Raw genomic sequence first — 17,313 nt, forward strand, 5'->3', positions numbered from 1 at the left:
GCGCCCGATACCGGGGCGGCGCCCGGTTCCGGGGTGGGGTCGGACGGCGGGGCTGAATTGGCAGGATGATTGGTCGACACAACCCCCCATCGTGCGCCCCGCCCGCCGCGCGCCCCGCACCGGGGCCCGGCTCCGGGCCGTCCTACCTGGTCAGGACCTGCTTCTCACCGGCCTCGACCGCGAAGTCGAGCCGGTTGCCCGGCGGCGGGAAGGGGCAGATGAAGTGGTCCGCGAACGCGCAGGGCGGCAGGTAGGCCCGGTTGAGGTCGAGGACGGTGTGCCCGTCCGCGTCCGGGGTGGGCAGGGTGATGAAGCGGAACCGGTAGGTGTCGATGCCGCTGGTGGCGTCGGCGATGACGCCGCTGAGACGGTCGCCGGAGCCGCTGACGGTCAGCGTGCGGTGCTCGCCGGCCACGGTGAAGGCGATCTGCCCGGCGACGGCGAGCGGCCGTTCCTTCCCGTCCGCGTTGGGGACGAGGACGGACTGGTCGCCGGTGTCCTCGAACGGGGTGAAGACCGCGGGGACGGCCCACTCGGGCGAGTAGGGGTACGCGGAGATCCCCGCGAAGGCGGTCCGGGTCGGCGCGGCCGGGTCGAAGACCCGCAGGGCGAGCTCGCCCTCCCGCTCGATCGGGACGAGCAGCAGGTCACCGAGGGTGGCGCGGTCGGCGGCCGGGTCGGTGTCGGGGCGGAGCAGTACCTCGCCGTCCACCGGCCCGTCGACGCCGTGGACGGTGATGCCCTCGGCCGCCTCCGCCCGGAGCCGGACGCCCTCGGCGTCGGTCCACCACTGCCCGGGCAGACCGGGGATCCGGGCGGGCTCGGGCTCCAGCCAGTGCGTGCCGGTGAGCGCCAGCTGGCCGTGCGGCGCGCTCACGGCCGCCGCCCGGTTGTCGCTCCAGTGCTTCCAGTCCTCCGCGGCCGTCGCCGTCATCGGTGAACCCTCCCACTTCGGTCCTCGGACGGCCCGCGGTTCGGGCCGCCCAGCTCGGTCAACCAGCACAACGCCGCGCGTCGGGACGGTTCATCCCGGGCCGCCACAACCGCAACACGGCGGCAACACCGGGCCGGGCCCCCGGCGCCGCAGGCCGCCCGCTCCCCGGAGGCCCCCGAACCCGGACAGGGGCCGGATCAGCCGTTCAGCGGCCGGAACAGCCCCTCCTGGACCACGGACACCACGAGCTGCCCGCTCCGGTCGTAGATCTGCCCGCGAGCGAGCCCGCGCGCACCGTGCGCGATCGGGGACTCCTGCTGGTAGAGCAGCCAGTCGTCCGTCCGGAAGGGGCGGTGGAACCACATGGCGTGGTCGAGCGAGGCCATGTCGAAGTGCCGGGTGCCCCAGAGCGGCTCGACGGGGGCGCGAACGGCGTCCAGCAGGGTCATGTCGCTGGCGTAGGTGAGGGCGCAGACGTGGATCAGCGGGTCGTCGGGCAGCTGCCCGTTGGTGCGCAGCCAGACGCCGCTGCGCGCCTCGACGCCGGCCAGCTCCTCCTTGGTCCAGCGCAGCCGGTCGACGTAGCGGATGTCGAAGGGCTGGCGGCGGCTGATGAACGGGGGGAGTTCGCCGAGCCGGGATCCGACCTCCTCGAGTGCGCTGGGCAGGTCCTCGGGGGCGGGGACGTCCGGTATCGGGTGCTGGTGCTCGATCCCGCCCGCCTCGGGGAGGTGGAAGTCGGCGGTGAGGGCGAAGATCGACCGGCCGCCCTGGATCGCGAGCACCCGGCGGGTGGTGAAGGAGCGGCCGTCGCGGATCCGGTCGACCTGGTAGACGATCGGGACCCCGGGCACGCCGGGGCGCAGGAAGTAGGCGTGCAGCGAGTGGACCGGGCGGTCGCCGTCCACGGTGCGCCCCGCCGCGACCAGGGCCTGTCCGGCGACCTGGCCGCCGAACGTCCGTTGCAGCGCCTCCTCGGGGCTGCGCCCGCGGAAGATGTTCAGTTCGATCTGCTCCAGGTCGAGCAGGTCGACCAGGTCGTCAACGGGGGTACCCATGGGTGCGTTTCCTCTCCGGGCCCTCGGCCGGGGCGGAGGTCTTCCGTCCGGTTGCCGGTGCCCGTCCTGATCGAATTCTCCAACCCACTCGAATTCTCCGGCGACCGGGGTCATTCCCGCCCGGCGGGCCCGAGGGGCCGGTTCACTCGAACGAGGCCTCGAACGACGAACCCGAACCCGCGCCCGAACCGGAGCCCGTCCCCGAGCCGGAGCGCGCACCCGCACCCGTCCCCGAATCGGAGCGCGAACCCGCACCCGCACCCGTCCCCGAGCCGGAACCGGACAGGGCCCCGGGGGTGCGCGGCGCCAGCCCCGACTGCCGCACCGTGATGTTGAGCCGCCCGGCCAGGCCCAGCTCCGGATCCGCCGTCCCGGGCAGCGTGCGCACCACGCCGTGGTACGCGAACCTGGCCGGCCCCCCGAACACCAGCAGGTCCCCGCTGCGCAGCTCCAGGTCCGTCCACGGGCGGGTCCGGGTCTCGGTGTTGCCGAGCCGGAAGACGCAGGTGTCACCGAGCGAGAGGGAGACCACGGGGGCGTCGGCCCGCTCGTCGCGGTCCTGGTGGAGCCCCATCTTCGCGCCGTGCGGGTAGTGGTTGACGATCGCGGTGTCGGGCTCGTACCCGGCTGCGCCCGGGATGCCCGCGGGGTCCGGGCCGTAGGCGTCGGCGACGGCCTGACGGGCGAGGCGGCCGAGCTCGGGCGGGAAGGGCTTGACGGGCGCGCCGTCCTCGGCGACGTCGCGGTAGCCGTACGGGTACCAGTGCCAGCCCAGGCTCACCATCCGTACGGACATCGTCCCGCCGGTCGGCATGCGGACCGTGTGCAGGCCGGCCGGCGGGCGGGCCCACTCCCGGCAGGCGGCGACCAGGCGCAGCCTCGCCGCGGCGTCGAGCCAGCCGGGGAGGAGGACGGCGCCGGGGGCGGGCTCGGAGCGCCCGCGCGCGGCGGAGGTCGCCGAAGGGTCACCGAACAGCTCACCCTGGATCACCCCACCATCCTCCCGCACGCACCGACCACAGTCAGGGTCACGGTCGGCGGAAACCGGTCACGGTCGGCGGAAGCCGGTAGCGGTCGGCGGAGACCGGCCGACGGCAAGAGACCACAGCCCCCCGACGGCCGGGAAACCGCCCCGCCAGGGCGGTCAGTCGCCCCCGGTCGCGTCGACGATCAGTCCGAGGTCCCGCGCACAGCTCGGCCAGGCCTCCCAGCCCTGCCGCCGGAGGATCTCCTCGGCGACGCTCGTCTGCTGGCGCCGCGTCGCGTGGTCCGGCCGGTCGGCGAACCGCAGGCCGTCGGCATCCACCCAGGTGGGCAGCCAGATCTGGAGGCCGCCGTAGTAGCCGTTGCCGGTGTCCGCCTGCCAGTCGCCGCCGCTCTCGCAGTCGGCGAGCCCGTCCCAGATCAGGTCCGCGACGCGGTTCGCCGCACCGGCCGAGCCGCCGGGAACCGTCAGCAGCGCCAGGACCAGCGCCGGCACCACGAACGGAACGACGAACGGAACGACGAACGGACCAACACGCCGACCGACGAACCGACCCAACACCGGACCGACGACCGGACCGCCGCCCGAAAGCGCGGCCGGCTCAGCCGGCACGACCGGCACCCCGCCCCCACCCCCGTCACGCGAATGCCGCATAGCGCCCGACGATAGGCCCGCCGCCGCCCGCCCCTCCCCGACACGCCGGGAACGCCGACGGCCGCTCCCCCGCGCAGCGGAGGAGCGGCCGTGGTGTCGGCGCGTGGCCGGGCCGGAGGCCCTTGAACGAGCGTCAGACGCCCGCCATCCATCAGGTCACCGGAACGAGCCGCCGGGACGCATCACCGGGACGCATCACCGGACGAACCACCGAGACCGGGTGACCGGACTCAGATGCTCAGGGCCTGGCCCGGGAGGATCAGGTCGGGGTTGCCACCGATGACCTTGGCGTTGTTCTTGTACAGGTCGTGCCAGTCCAGGCCCTTCGCCGCGGCGATGGAGCTCAGGGTGTCACCGGACTTGACGGTGTAGCTGTCGCCCTTGGCCGGCTTGGCGTCGTTCGAGCCGGTCCAGGCGCCCTTGGCGGCGTCGTTCTTCGGCGCGGCCTTCGGGGCGTCGCTCTTCGGGGCGTCGCTCTTCGGGGCGGCGGCCTTGGGGGCGGCGGCCTTCGGGGCGACCTCGGCCTTGGCGGCCGGGGCGGGGGTCTGCGCCGGCTTGGCGGCCGGGGCGGCCGGCTTGGCGGCGGTCGCACCGGCGGAGGTGTCGACGGCGGCGGGGGCGCCGCCCTTGGTCAGGCCGGCCTTGACGGAGCACACGGGCCAGGCGCCCGGGCCCTGCGAGGCGAGGACCTTCTCGGCGACGGAGATCTGCTGCGCCTTGGTGGCCAGGTTGGCCTGGGAGGCGTAGGCGGTGCCACCGAAGGCGGCCCAGGTGCTGGAGGTGAACTGCAGCCCGCCGTAGAAGCCGTTGCCGGTGTTGATGGCCCAGTTGCCGCCGCTCTCGCACTGGGCGACGGCGTCCCAGGTGGAGACGGAGGCGGCGGAGGCCGAGGTGGCCGTGACGAGGCCGGCCACCGGCAGGGCCGCGACAGCGGCGCCCGCCACGACGGCCATCCGAACGCGGTTGCGCTTGGTGGCGGCGGTGGTGGTGGCAGCGGCGGTCTCGTTACGGAAGGTCATGGGGTTCCTCTCGACAGCCCCGGGCGGGCATGCGGAACCAGACCCTGGAGAGGGCCGCGTTCGCTTGCCGCGTCCGTCGGACGGCCGTGCACGTGTCGGACGTGCCGCTGCCGCCCTGGCCACCCAGCCGCTCGCCGGGCGACCTGTTCGAGCGATCGCGTCGGCGGACACCTGCCGCGCCCGGCGGGGCCGGGGAGGGGCAGGGCGTCGGGGGTGAACCCGGGTGGCGCTCGTTGCGCCGCCAATGAAGCTACGAGCCGGTCGACGGGGAAACCAAACTTCCACCGGTCTGCCCAGCTCAGCGAAGGGTTACCGGCGGTAATGACCAAGCAATCATGCCCGAATTGTCCGCTTTGGCCGTCAATTCGTAGATCAAACATCGAGGCCGCGTGACCCACCTCACCGTTTCAATCCGGCAGGCCTGCCACCGACATCGACACATTGCGACCACGAGAACACTCCTCGCGGTCGGATCCGAGGCAATTCCCGTCAGCCTCGACGGCCACCCGTGACGCCTGACACAAGGGCCCGTTGGTCATGGCGACCTCCCCGTCACCCGCCCCCGACCCCAACCGCACCCACCCGAGGAGACCCTGTGCCGCGCATGCTCGACGTCAGCGACGAGGTCCGGTCCGAGATCGGCGACGACGAGGCGGACCGCCTCCTCGGCGGCGACCGCGCACCGGACAGCTACGAGTGCACCTCCTGCCGCACTCCCGGCGACACCCACGTGGAGCCCACCAGCACCGTGCTGTTCGTGGGCGAGGAGACGGCCGTCCTCGCCTTCGCCCACGCACGCTGCATCCCGTCCCAGGTGGTGCCGGTGGCCGAGGAGCAGCTGGTCGGCGCCGTCCGCAGCATCCACCAGGCGCAGACCGGCGCCCCGGCCGCGGATCCCGCCTTGGCCCAGGCTCCCGCCCCCGCCGCGCAGCAGACCGCGCCGGGCCAGGCCGCCATCCTCGGCATCACCTGCGGGCTGGTCCTGCACGGCAAGGTCGGGCACGCCTCACTGGTGGTCGAGCCGACGGGGCCGGTCGGCCGCCCGGGCAGCACCTCCGGCGAGGACGAGTTCCTCGACCTGCTCCAGGACGCCGGCTTCCAGCGCATCACGGACCTCGACGAGACCCCGGACCAGCTCTCCGGCTGGTCGGTCCTGGTGGCGATGGGCAAGCTGCACGCGATCCTGCAGCCCGCGGCGGCCGGCGGCAGCACCGGCTGGTGGCAGGCCCACCAGCCGCTCCAGGTCACCGACGCCTGGCGGCTGGCGGCGAGCCAGCTCTCCGAGGTGACGATGTACGCCGTCCCGGCGGGGATGGTCGGCCGCCAGCCCCGCGAGGACCTGCTCCGCCAGGCCCTCGAGCGGGCGGTGGCGCTCGGCCAGGTGGTCGCCGCCTCCCTCCCGCTCGCCGGCACCTGAGCCCCGCCCCTCGGCGCACCTGGTCGGCGCCGGGGCGCACGAGCCGAGCCCCCGCACCGGCCGGGCCCCACGGCAGCAACGCTCCCGCCCGCCACCGCTCCGCACCCACGCCCCGCCACCGCTCCGCGCCACGCCCGGCCACCCGGCCGGAAGGCGGCCTCCCCCCGAGGCCGACCCGCCTTCCGGCCGGGCCCCGGCACCCCGCATCCCCCCGCCCCCTCACTCGTTGGCCCCTGTGTGTACAGCTACGACGTCTCCTCGTCCCCCGGCCTGACCACCACCGCCCCCCGCTCCATCCCGGGCATGCGCCCGTCGTACGACGCGGAGCACCCCCACTCGACGACGCCGATCTACGACGAGCTGTACTCCGAGTACCGGCGGCTGTTCCGCGCACTGCCGGGTGACCGCTCCGGCGAGGAGGACCTGAAGTTCACCGGCTTCGCGGTCCGCGACGCCTACTCCGGGCTGGGCGGCGCGTACCCGCAGCAGCAGTCCTTCCACACCTACGGGGGTCAGACGGCCGGCCTCCCGCAGTTCATGCCGAACCAGCAGGCCGCGCACTCCACCGCACACACCACCGCACACAGCGCGGGCCACGGCACCGGGCACAGCACGGGCCACGGCGCCGGCCACGGCACCCACCACCACCTCGCCCACGGCACCGCCCACCACACCGGACACTCCGGGCACGCGGGACACACCGGCCCTGCCGGACACACCGGGCACGCGGGACACACCGCGGGCCACACGGCCGTCCCTGCCGGACACACGGGCCACACCGCGGGCCACACCGCAGGACACACCGGCCACCACCCGTCGCACCACACCGGCCACAGCCCCGCCCACCCCGGGCCCGCCGCCCCCACCAGCGACGGCTTCGGTCAGACCGCCACCGCCACGGACCCCGCCCCGGCCCAGTCCACCGCCCCCCAGTTCACCAACGGCCAGGGCTGGGTGGCCGCGGGCTACCTCGGCCCGATCCCGCACACGGTGCCGGCACCGCCCCCCGCGCCCGCCCCGATGATGGGGACGGCCTCCGGCGTGGCCACCGCTCCGCCGCCGGCCGGCGGACGGCACCGCCAGATGCTCTCCCTCCCCCCGGGCCGCAACGGCGACCACCACTGACCGGAGAGTGGCCCCGGCCCGCCTCCGCCCCTCCCGTTCCTCCCCTGCCGCGCCGCCGCTCCCCCTCCCTCCCCTCCCTCGCCTGCCGCGCCGCCCCTCCCGCACCGCGCCGCGCCGAGCACCCCGGCCACCCCGTAACAACCGGCGAGGGCCCCGCCACCAAGGTGACAGGGCCCTCGCACACGGCCGCCCCGACAAGGGCGACCGCTCGTACCGAAGCGGTGCCGGCACCGGGTATCAGCTACCCGGCACCGCCACCCCTCCTCCTACTTCTACTTCTTCTTGCGCTTCTCCCGCACGCGCACCGAGATCGAGATCGGCGTCCCGACGAAGCCGAACTCCTCGCGCAGCCGGCGCTCGACGAAGCGGCGGTAACCCGCCTCGAGGAAGCCCGAGGCGAACAGCACGAAGCGCGGCGGGCGCACGCCCGCCTGGGTGCCGAACAGGATGCGCGGCTGCTTGCCACCGCGGATCGGGTGCGGGTGGGCGGCGACCAGCTCGCCGAGGAAGGCGTTCAGCCGCGCGGTCGGGATGCGGGTCTCCCAGCCCTCCAGCGCGGTCTCGATCGCCGGGACGAGCTTCTCCATGTGGCGGCCGGTCTTCGCCGAGACGTTGACCCGGGGGGCCCACTGCACCTGGACGAGGTCGCGCTCGATCTCGCGCTCCAGGTAGTAGCGGCGCTCCTCGTCGAGCTGGTCCCACTTGTTGTAGGCGATGACGACGGCGCGCCCGGCCTCGACGGCCATCGAGATGATCCGGGTGTCCTGCTCGGCGAGGGTCTCGCTGGCGTCGATCAGGACGACCGCGACCTCGGCCTTCTCCAGGGCGGAGGAGGTGCGCAGCGAGGCGTAGAAGTCGGCGCCGGCCGTCAGGTGGACCCGGCGGCGGATACCGGCGGTGTCGACGAACTTCCAGGTCTTGCCGCCGAGTTCGATCATCTCGTCGACCGGGTCGCGGGTGGTGCCGGCCAGCTCGTTGACGACCACCCGCTCCTCGCCGGCGACCTTGTTCAGCAGGCTGGACTTGCCGACGTTGGGCCGGCCGATCAGCGCGACGCGGCGCGGGCCGCCGGGGGCGGCGTCGCCGAAGGTCTGCGGCGGGGCCTCGGGCAGCGCGTCCATGACGGCGTCGAGCAGGTCGCCCGAGCCGCGGCCGTGCAGCGCGGACACGGGGAACGGCTCGCCCAGGCCGAGCGACCACAGGTAGGCGGCCTCGGCCTCGGTGGACGGGCCGTCGACCTTGTTGGCGCACAGCACCGTCGGCTTGCCGGCGCGACGGATGAGCTTGATCAGGGCCTCGTCGGTGTCGGTGGCGCCGACGGTGGCGTCGACCACGAACAGCACCGCGTCGGCCTGCTCGATGCCCAGCTCGGCCTGCGCGGCGACCATCGCGTCGATGCCGAGGACGTCGATCTCCCAGCCGCCGGTGTCGACGACCTTGAAGCGGCGGCCGTTCCAGCTGGCCTCGTAGGTGACCCGGTCGCGGGTGACGCCCGGCTTGTCCTCGACGACGGCCTCGCGGCGGCCGATGATGCGGTTCACCAGGGTCGACTTGCCGACGTTCGGGCGGCCGACGACGGCCAGCACCGGCAGCGGGACGTGCTCGGCGCCGTCGAAGCCGTCCACGCCGTCGATGTCGTAGCCCTCCTCGGCGGCGAGGGCCATGAACTCGGCGTAGTCGGCGGCGTCCAGGCCGCCGTGATCGGCGGTGGAGTGCTCTGCGGTCATGTTCGTCTGTTCCGTTTCCCGGCCCGGCCCTTCCCAGGGGCGTGCCGTGCGTACCTGCCCCGGTCGGGGCAGCGCGAATCACTTCTCACGTCGCGCCTCGGCGGCGCGATCGCGTCCTACGTGCCGCCGGGGCGGCACCGCGGTGCGGTCGAGGGTTCCGGGCGTTCACGCCCCCGGGGCGTTGGAAGTCCCGGCCCGGTCAGACCGAGGACAGTCCGGCCCGCTCCTCCACCAGCGCGGCGATCCGGCCGATCACCTGCTCCAGGGTGAGGTCGCTGGTGTCGACCAGGACCGCGTCCGCGGCCTGGGTCAGCGGCGCCGTCTTCCGGGAGGAGTCGGCGGCGTCCCGGCGGGCCAGGTCGGCGGCCATCGCGGTGATGGTCGCCTCGTCGACGCCCTTGGCGCGCAGCTCGGCCGCGCGGCGCTCGGCCCGGGCCTGCTCGGAGGCGGTCAGGAAGACCTTGACGGTGGCGTTCGGGAACACCACCGTCCCCATGTCCCGGCCCTCGGCGACGATGCCGCGCTCGGCGACCTCGGCGCAGCCGCGCTGCAGCTCCACCAGTCGGGTCCGCACCGCCGGCACCGCGGACACGGCGCTGACCTGCGCCGTCACCTCGGGGCCGCGGATCGGTCCGGAGACGTCCTGGCCGTCCACCGTGATGGTGGGGCCGTCGGCGTCGGTGCCCGACACGATGACCGGCTTGCCGCACGCGACGGCCACCGCCTCCGGGTCGGTCACGTCGACGTCGTTGGCCAGCATCCACCAGGTCATCGCCCGGTACATGGCGCCGGTGTCCAGGAAGCTCAGGCCCAGTCGGGCGGCGACCGCCCGCGAGACGGTCGACTTCCCGGAGCCGGAGGGTCCGTCGATGGCGACGACGACCGGGGCGTGCGCTCGGTCGGCAGTGTCCACGGGGCCGAACCTCTCTCTGAGCATGGGAGCCGGAGCCTGGGCGGGCAGACGGCAGGGGATTGTCTTCCTCAAGGTTAATGGACCGGCGCCGGACCCCGGTCCGGCCCGGGTCACGTCCCGGATCACGGCCCGGACCACGTCCCGGATCACGGCCCGGGACACGTCCCGGATCACGGCCCGGGACACGTCCCGGATCACGGCCCGGGTCAGTACCCGTGCATCCGCTCCAGGGCGCTCGTCAGGTCGGGCCCGACCGAGTTCTCCCTGCCGAGGACGCCGCGACGCGGGTCGAACAGTCCGACGTACCAGTCCTCGTCGTCCGCGACCCGGAACAGGCAGGCCCACGTGAAGCGGATCACGGCGACCGGCCGGGCCTGCTCGGGATCGCCCCCGAGGTCGTCGACGACGAGCCCCTCCGTGGCCAGCAGGGCGGCCTCGTCCACCCGGCTGACCTGCCGCACCCGCTCGACCGTCCACCCGGCGGGCAGCTGTGCGGCGGCCAGCGCGGCCTGCTCGGCGGCCGGGTCCCCGCCCTCCCGGAGGGCCTCCAGCACGGCGTGCCCGAGCCGGGGCCGCAGGTAGTCGCCGTCCCGTTCGACGCCGAGCACCCCGGCGACGAAGGCCATCCGGCGTGCCCCGGCGGGCTGCCGCCACTCGAACCGCACCTGCGAGACGTGCGAGGGGAAGGCGTTCTCCGTGAACACGTGCTCACGCCCCCACCAGCGGAAGTCCGTCCGCGGCCGGGGGCCGGTGCTCCGCCGGGTGTGCGCGAAGAAGGCGGTGATCCAGCCGGACACGTACGGCCCGCCGGACTCGGACTCCCACTTGTACAGCGAGCGCCAGAAGTCCTCGTCGACGGGCCCGCCGGCCGCGGTGGCGGCGATCTCGTCGAGCACCGGGAGCAGCTCGGCGAACCACGGGTCCAGCAGCGTGAACCTCCGGGCCAGCCCGCCGGCCCGCTCCGCCAGCAGCGCCCAGTCCGCCGCCGTGCCCTCCAGCCGGACCCGCGGGATGCCGCACAGGGAGAGCCACTGGAAGTCGCAGTAGGGGCTCACCGCGTCCATCAGCGCGACCAGCGCCGAGGAGACGTCGTCCGGCGTGGTCGTCGAGAAGCTCGGCTGGAACAGGTCCACCAGTTCGGCCCCGATCGCCTCGGCCAGCGGCTCCCGGACCAGCCGGATCGACCGGGACCAGTCGGGATCCGGCCCCAGCAGGGAGTCGTCGTGGACCACGATCGGCCGCCGGGTGCCGGGGACGGGCCCCGGCGCGGCGTCCGCGGCGGTCGTCGGAGCGGCCCCGAAGGTCCCCGCGTACGCCTCGGCGTTCAGCCGGACGTGCACCGCCACCTCGTGCACCACCGCGTACCAGAGCACGTCCGGTGACAGGCTCAGCGGCAGGTGCGCACAGAACGCCTGGTGGACGGCGCGCAGCAACAGGCTCCAGGTCGGCTCGTCCTCACCCTCGCCCTCACCCTCACCCCCGCCCCCGCCCCCGTCCCCGTCCCCTGCCGTGTCCGTATCCCCGCTCCCGGCCGCGCCCGCCGCCCGGCGCTCCCCCGGCAGGGCGAGCAGCGAGGCGGTGCTGCGGTGGTGGACGGTGAACTCGCCGCCGACCACCGCCGCCAGGAAGCCCTCGTTCCCGACGGCTTCCAACTCCCCCACGTCGCCCGGGCGTTCATCCGCTCCGAGCGGGATGTCGATGATCCTCATGCCGTCCTCCCCCCGAGCCGGAAGCAGCGGCTGCTCCTCGGCCTCCTCCACGTACGCATCCGCCCCCGGACGGCCAACCGACCAGCCGGCCAACCGACCGGCCGCTCGGACGCCCCGCCGACCCCGCCGGGCGCCCCACGACCACCGGCTCAGTCCCGTCAGTCCCGGACGCTCCAACCGCTGTGCCGCAGGGCCGCCGTGAGCGGCTTGACCGCCGCCGGAGCCACCGCCAGCTGGACGAAACCCACCTGCTGGCCGGTCGAGTGCTCGATGACGACGTCCTCGATGTTGACCCCGGCCGCGCCGACCTCGCCGAACAGCCGGCCCAGCTCGCCGGGCTGGTCGCCGAGCACCACCGACACCGTCTCGTACCGGGTGGGCGGAGCGCCGTGCTTGCCGGGGATGCGGGCCTGCCCGGTGTTCCCGCGCCGCATGACCGCCTCGATCCCGGCCGCACCCGCCCGGCGCTCGCCCTCCTCGGCGGCCTCCAGGGCGCGCAGCGCGGTGACGGTGTCACCGAGGTCCGCGGCGACCTCCTCGAGGATGTCGGCGACGGCGCCCGCGTTGGCGGAGAGGATGTCGACCCACATGCCCGGGTTGGAGGCGGCGATCCTGGTGACGTCCCGGACGCCCTGGCCGGAGAGCCTTATGGCGGTCTCGTCGGCGTGCTCCAAGCGGGCGGCGACCAGCGAGGACACCAGCTGCGGGGCGTGCGAGACCAGGGCGACGGCCCGGTCGTGGGCCGCGGCGTCCATCACGATCGGCATCGCACCGCAGAGGGCGACCAGCTCCAGGGCGGCGTTGAGCGTCTCGGTGTCGGTGTCCGCGGTCGGGGTGAGCACCCACGGGCGGCCCTCGAAGAGGTCGGCGCGGGCGGCCAGCGGGCCGGAGCGTTCCCGGCCGGCCATCGGGTGACTGCCGATGTAGTGCACGGTGTCGCAGCCGAGCGCGGCGACCTCGCTGCGCGGTCCGGCCTTCACGCTGGCCACGTCGGTGTACCAGCGGGCCAGGTTGCGGCGCTGGCAGTCGGCGAGCACCTTGCCGACCAGCGCGGGCGGGACGGCGATGATCGCCAGGTCGACCGGGCCGTCGGCCGGCTCGGTGGTGCCGGCGCCGAGCGAGGCGGCGGTCCGGGCGGCGTCGGGGTCGGCGTCCTCCAGGTGGACGGTCAACCCGCGACCGGCCAGCGCGAGTGCGGCGGAGGTGCCGATCAGTCCGGTACCGACGACGACGGCAGTGCGCATGGCGGGTCGCGCTCCTTCTCGAACTCTCGAAACTCTCGGACTCATCGAACCCTCGGGGTCCCGCCATCCTCTCGCATCCGCTCCACGCCCGCCGCCACCGCCCGTCCCCCGGACGGACGCCCCCGCCACCACGGGACCGACCCGGCGGCCCGGCCGGATCCCCGGAGGGGCAACCGCCCGCCCCGCGCCCCCGTCCCAGTGAGTGCGGACGGCCGTCGGCCGCACACGCCGCCTCGGGGAAATCCGGCGACGCCCGCCCCGCAGCGGGGCAGACTGGCCGCCGGGGGCGGCACGGACGCCGCGCCCGCACCACGGGGCCGGGCCACGAGGCACCGAGCGCGGGACACCGGGCCCGAGTCACGAGGCCCGAACGACGAAGGACAGGAGCAGCGCAGGACACGGCCGACCCAGGACACGGCCGACCCGGGACATGAACGGCCCGGGACAACGACGCAGGACACGAACGACGCAGGACGCCAGTACGCAGGGCACGCGCACGCGGGGCGCCCGACCACGGGGCCCGCGCGAGCGCACGCAGGGGCACGCGAACGAAGGGGTTGCGCATGGACGATCAGCACAGCGGCGGGGCGGGGCAACCGGAACCGCCCGCGGTACCGGCCCATCCGTCGGTCCTGGACTCGGTCGTGGTCCACGCCGAGGGCGCGGTGTGCCGCCGCCGGGCCACCGTCCCGGTGCCGGCCGACGGCCGACTGCGGCTGACCGGCCTCCCGCCCTCCCTGGACGGCGGCTCGCTGCGCGCCCGGGTGATCGGCGGCCCGGCCGGGGCGGCGGTCACCGAGGCCCGGCTGGAGTGGCTCGCCGAGTTCCACGAGCCTGACGAACTCCCCCGGCTCCGAAGCGAGTTGGACGATGCCCTGGAACGCCTGGGCGCGCTCAACGAGCGCCACCGGCTGGTCCTGACCGCGATCGACGAGACCACCGCCCTGCGCGCGGTGCCGCCGCAGCGCCGCGAGGACGAGCCGCTGCGCCGGACGCCCGCGGAGGCCTGGCTGGAGCTCGCCGACTTCGTCGACGAGCGGCTGGCCACGCTCCACGAGCGCGCCGAGGAGCTCACCCGGGAGATCGGACTCGCCGACCACGAGCGCCGGTTGGCCTCCGACCGGCTGGACCGCGCGTCCACCGCCGGCCCCGCCGGGCCGGTCGGGACCGCCGTCACCGCGCTGCTCACCCTCACCACCGCAGCCTCCGCCAACACCACGGACGCCAACACCACGGACGCCGCCTCCCCGGACGCCATCCCTGGCATCACCCCCACCCCGCTCGAGCTCGAGATCGAGCTGGAGTACGGCGTCCCCGCCGCCCGCTGGGTGCCCGCCTACCGGCTCTCCTACCGCCAGGGCGAGGACACCGGCCGGCTGGTCCTGCGCGCCTCGGTCGCCCAGCAGACCGGCGAGGACTGGACCGGCGTCCGGCTGGCGCTCTCCACCGCCGACCTCCAGCGCCGCACCGACCTGCCCCGGCTCGGTTCGCTGCGGATCGGCCGCAGCCAGCCCGCGCCGCCGCCGTCCGGCTGGCGCGAGCCCCCGGCCGGCCTGACCGACCTGTTCACCGGCTACGACGCGGCCGCCGAGGGCCGACCGTCCCCGCGCCACGGCGGCCCGCGCCCCGCCGCGGGCCCGTCCGGCGCCGGCGGGGCGGGCCGCCCGGGCCCCCGCCCGTCCGGCCGCCGACCGGCCGCAGCGCACCCGGCCGTCGCCGACCTGGTGGAGGCCGACTTCCTGTCCGCCCGCAGCCCGCGTGGCGGCACCCTGGACGTCGACGAGCCGTTCCCGGCTCCCCCGCCGCCGACCGCCCCGGCCGCCCCGGCCGCCTTCGCCGGTTACGGCGCCGCGCCCGTCGCCGCACCGGTGCCGCAGATGTCCGCGCCGCCGCCCGCCCCGGTGGCCCCGGGCGGACCGCCCCCGGGTGCGCGACCCGAGGCCCGTCGGGCCCGCAAGTCGGGCGGCGGCGGCCTCGCCGAGGCCCTGGAGGCCCCGGAGGCCGCGCCCGCCGCACTCGCCCCGGACGCCGCCCTGCTCGACTACCCCGCCCTCGTCCTGGCCGGCCCCGACGCGCCCGCCGCCCAGCGCGGCACCCTGCGCCCCGGGGCCGGTCGGCCGGGCGGGGCGGACGGGGCCGGCGGCACGGACCCGTTCGGGTACGGGGGCCCGGCCGCCGCCGCCCCGGCCGCCGCCCGGGTGCGCCGGCTGACGCTCCCCCGCCACGCCGTCCCGCCCCGCGAGTCGGCCGGCTCCTTCGACCACCGCTTCGACGCCGCGGCCCCCGCCGACATCCCCTCCGACGGCACCTGGCACACCGTCACGATCGACGAGATCCCGCTGTCCGTCCGCCCCGAGTACGTCACCGTCCCCGCGGTCGAGGAGAAGGTGTACGCCACGCTGGTGCTGGCCAACCGGACCGACCGCGCCGTGCTGGCCGGCCCGGTCGAGGTCACCCTCGACGACGAGTTCCTGCTCACCGCGGCCCTGCCCACCCTCGCCCCCGGCGGGGAGCGGCGCCTCGGTGTCGGCGTCACCGAGAGCATCGAGGTGGCGCGCCGCACCGAGCTGCAGGAGTCCACCGCGGGCATGCTGAACACCAGCACCGTGCTCGACCACCGGGTGCACGTCCGGCTGGCGAACCGGCTCGGCCGCCCCGTCACGGTGGAGGTCCGCGAACGGGTGCCGGTCTCCTCCGACGCCGAGGTCCGGATCGAGGAGCGGGCCGACTGGCACGCCCCGGCCGTCCCGACACCCGAGTGCCCGCCCAGCACCCGGCTCTGGCGGGTCGACCTGCCGCCCGGCGGCCGCGCCGAGCTGGACGGCGGCTACCAGATCAAGATCCCGGCCGGAAAGGCCATCGTCGGCGGAAACCGGAGGAACTGAAGATGCCCGGAGCGACCGTCCCCCTCCCCGTCACCGCCGTCACCTGCCTGGAGGACCGCGGCCAGGTCGAGCGCACGGCGACCGTCGAGCTGACCGCCGGGATCCAGCGGCTGCGCCTCGGCCCGCTCACCGCGCTCGCCGTCGACCGCACCCTGCGTGCCGAGAGCGCCGCCCCCGGCACCCGGGTGCTGGACGCCCGGATCGTCCGGGCCTGGACCCCGCGCGCCCCGCTGCCGCCGGGGCCCGAGGACTCCCGGCTGCGCCACCGGCTGCACGAGCTGGAGGGCGAGAGCCGGCTCGCCGAGCAGACCCGCACCCGGCTGGAGGCCCGGCTGGCCCTGCTCGCGCAGCTCTCGGCCGACCTGCTGCGCGAGGTCGGCGAGGGCGCCGGGGTCGGCGAGATCGAGCGCACCCGCTGGGCCCGCGAGCTGGACCGGGTGGACGCCGAACGCGAGCGCCGCGGCGAGGAGCTGCGTGCCACCCACTCCCGGCTGCGCCGCCTGGAGGAGGAGCGCTCGCAGGCGCTGACCGCCCTCGACCGGGCCGAGGAGGAGCCGGCCGAACTGGTCGCCCACCTGGAGCTCACCGTCGAGGCGGCGCAGCCCGGCCCGAGCGCGCTGACCGTCACCCACCTGGTGCCGTGCGCGCTCTGGCGCCCCTCCTACCGGGCCGCCCTGGACGGCGGGGAGCTGCGGCTGGAGTCGGAGGCGGTGGTCTGGCAGCGCACCGGCGAGGACTGGACGGGCGTCCGGCTCACCTTCTCCACCGCCCGGTCGGCCCTCGCCACCGACCCGCCGGCCGTCGCCGAGGACGTCCTGGTGCTGCGCGAGCGCACCGCGGAGGAGCGCCGCACGGTCGAGGTCGAACTGCGCGAGGAGACGATCAGCGAACTCGGTCCGGCCGCCGGGGTGCCGGGCGTGGACGACGGCGGGGAGGTCCGGGTGCTGCCCGCACCCGCCGCGGCCACCGTGCCGTCCGACGGCCGGGCGCACCGGGTACCGCTGGGCTCGTTCACCGTGCCGGCCACCAGCGAGTACGCCTGCGCGCCGGAGCTGTCCCCGCTGGTCACCCAGGTCGTCCGGTTCCGCAACGCGGCCGGGCACCCGTTGCTGGCCGGGCCCGTGGAGCTGGTGCGCGGCAGCGGCTTCACCGGCCGGGGCGAACTGCGCTTCACCGCGGCCGGAGCCGGGGCCGAGCTGGCGTTCGGCAGCTCGGACGGCTACCGGGTGGTCCGCGAGAGCGAGAGCCGCCAGGCCGCGGCCGGGCTCACCGGCCGCCAGACGACCACCCGGACGGTGCGGCTGCACCTGTCCCGGTTCTCCGGCCCGGAGGAGCGGGACGAGCAGGTCGTCACGGTCCGCGAGCGGGTGCCGGTCTCCGAGGTGGCGGCGGTCGAGGTCCGGCTGCGCAAGGAGGAGTGCTCCCCGTCGCCGGACTCCTTCGACGCCGAGGGCATCCTCCGCTGGGACGTGCCGCTCGGGCCGGGCGCCCGCCGGACGGTCACGCTGGTGTACGAGGTCTCCGCCGCCGGCAGGGTCGCCGGGCTCTGACCGCACCGGACGCCGGCGCCCGGGCCGCACCGGGCGCCGGCCCGGCCCGGAGACCCCACCGGACACCGGGCCCCTCGTGACGACCGCTCAGGA

12 protein-coding genes and 1 pseudogene are annotated in these 17,313 nt (G+C 75.6%); 4 read left to right on the forward strand and 9 right to left on the reverse strand.

Annotated features, from left to right (window positions below; all coding sequences use genetic code 11):
• Positions 1–142 precede the first annotated feature (142 nt).
• From ACFYUY_RS34375 to ACFYUY_RS34395, 5 genes and pseudogenes are all read right to left on the reverse strand, one after another.
• A complete protein-coding gene (locus ACFYUY_RS34375) occupies positions 143–934 on the reverse strand; it encodes a DUF1684 domain-containing protein (protein ID WP_387906554.1) in 792 nt (263 codons plus the stop codon).
• A 197-nt stretch (positions 935–1,131) separates the two neighbouring features.
• Positions 1,132–1,992 carry an acyl-CoA thioesterase II gene (locus ACFYUY_RS34380; RefSeq protein WP_360209922.1) on the reverse strand — a complete coding sequence of 287 codons (861 nt, stop codon included), beginning with the start codon at positions 1,990–1,992 and terminating at the stop codon, positions 1,132–1,134.
• 307 nt (positions 1,993–2,299) lie between these two features.
• Positions 2,300–2,980, reverse strand: a pseudogene (locus ACFYUY_RS34385) (alpha-ketoglutarate-dependent dioxygenase AlkB family protein); the annotation flags it as partial.
• A gap of 156 nt (positions 2,981–3,136) precedes the next feature.
• Positions 3,137–3,598: a transglycosylase family protein gene (locus ACFYUY_RS34390; RefSeq protein WP_387906556.1), complete on the reverse strand. Its 462-nt coding sequence runs from the start codon at positions 3,596–3,598 to the stop codon at positions 3,137–3,139.
• A gap of 263 nt (positions 3,599–3,861) precedes the next feature.
• Positions 3,862–4,650, reverse strand: coding sequence for a transglycosylase family protein (locus ACFYUY_RS34395; RefSeq protein ID WP_387906558.1), 789 nt, complete (start codon positions 4,648–4,650; stop codon positions 3,862–3,864).
• Positions 4,651–5,245: 595 nt separating this feature from the next.
• Here ACFYUY_RS34395 and ACFYUY_RS34400 point away from each other — a divergent pair.
• Together ACFYUY_RS34400 and ACFYUY_RS34405 are read left to right on the forward strand one after the other, a co-directional pair.
• Positions 5,246–6,067: a hypothetical protein gene (locus tag ACFYUY_RS34400; RefSeq protein ID WP_387906561.1), complete on the forward strand. Its 822-nt coding sequence runs from the start codon at positions 5,246–5,248 to the stop codon at positions 6,065–6,067.
• A 237-nt stretch (positions 6,068–6,304) separates the two neighbouring features.
• A complete protein-coding gene (locus tag ACFYUY_RS34405; protein WP_387906564.1) occupies positions 6,305–7,192 on the forward strand; it encodes a hypothetical protein in 888 nt (295 codons plus the stop codon).
• A 272-nt stretch (positions 7,193–7,464) separates the two neighbouring features.
• Here the strand turns inward: ACFYUY_RS34405 and der are convergent, their stop codons facing one another.
• The 4 genes from der to ACFYUY_RS34425 all read right to left on the reverse strand — a co-directional run bounded on the left by der (position 7,465) and on the right by ACFYUY_RS34425 (position 12,785).
• On the reverse strand, positions 7,465–8,919 hold the full coding sequence (gene der / locus ACFYUY_RS34410) for a ribosome biogenesis GTPase Der (protein ID WP_360209930.1): 1,455 nt from the start codon (positions 8,917–8,919) through the stop codon (positions 7,465–7,467).
• 199 nt (positions 8,920–9,118) lie between these two features.
• Positions 9,119–9,856: a (d)CMP kinase gene (gene cmk / locus ACFYUY_RS34415; RefSeq protein WP_387906566.1), complete on the reverse strand. Its 738-nt coding sequence runs from the start codon at positions 9,854–9,856 to the stop codon at positions 9,119–9,121.
• A gap of 182 nt (positions 9,857–10,038) precedes the next feature.
• Complete coding sequence (locus ACFYUY_RS34420) at positions 10,039–11,541, reverse strand: DUF4419 domain-containing protein (RefSeq protein ID WP_387906569.1); 1,503 nt, start codon at positions 11,539–11,541, stop codon at positions 10,039–10,041.
• A 158-nt stretch (positions 11,542–11,699) separates the two neighbouring features.
• The gene (locus ACFYUY_RS34425) at positions 11,700–12,785 is read right to left on the reverse strand and encodes a prephenate dehydrogenase (protein WP_387906571.1); all 1,086 of its coding nucleotides are present in this window, start codon (positions 12,783–12,785) and stop codon (positions 11,700–11,702) included.
• Positions 12,786–13,348: 563 nt separating this feature from the next.
• Between ACFYUY_RS34425 and ACFYUY_RS34430 the strand changes: the two genes are divergently transcribed.
• A complete protein-coding gene (locus ACFYUY_RS34430) occupies positions 13,349–15,670 on the forward strand; it encodes a DUF4139 domain-containing protein (RefSeq protein WP_387906574.1) in 2,322 nt (773 codons plus the stop codon).
• Positions 15,671–15,672: 2 nt separating this feature from the next.
• Positions 15,673–17,220, forward strand: a complete 1,548-nt coding sequence (locus ACFYUY_RS34435) for a mucoidy inhibitor MuiA family protein (protein ID WP_387906576.1) — start codon at positions 15,673–15,675, stop codon at positions 17,218–17,220.
• The last annotated feature ends 93 nt before the right edge of the window (positions 17,221–17,313 follow it).

It is taken from the genome of Kitasatospora sp. NPDC004745 (genome assembly GCF_042873275.1).
Taxonomy (GTDB): domain Bacteria; phylum Actinomycetota; class Actinomycetes; order Streptomycetales; family Streptomycetaceae; genus Kitasatospora.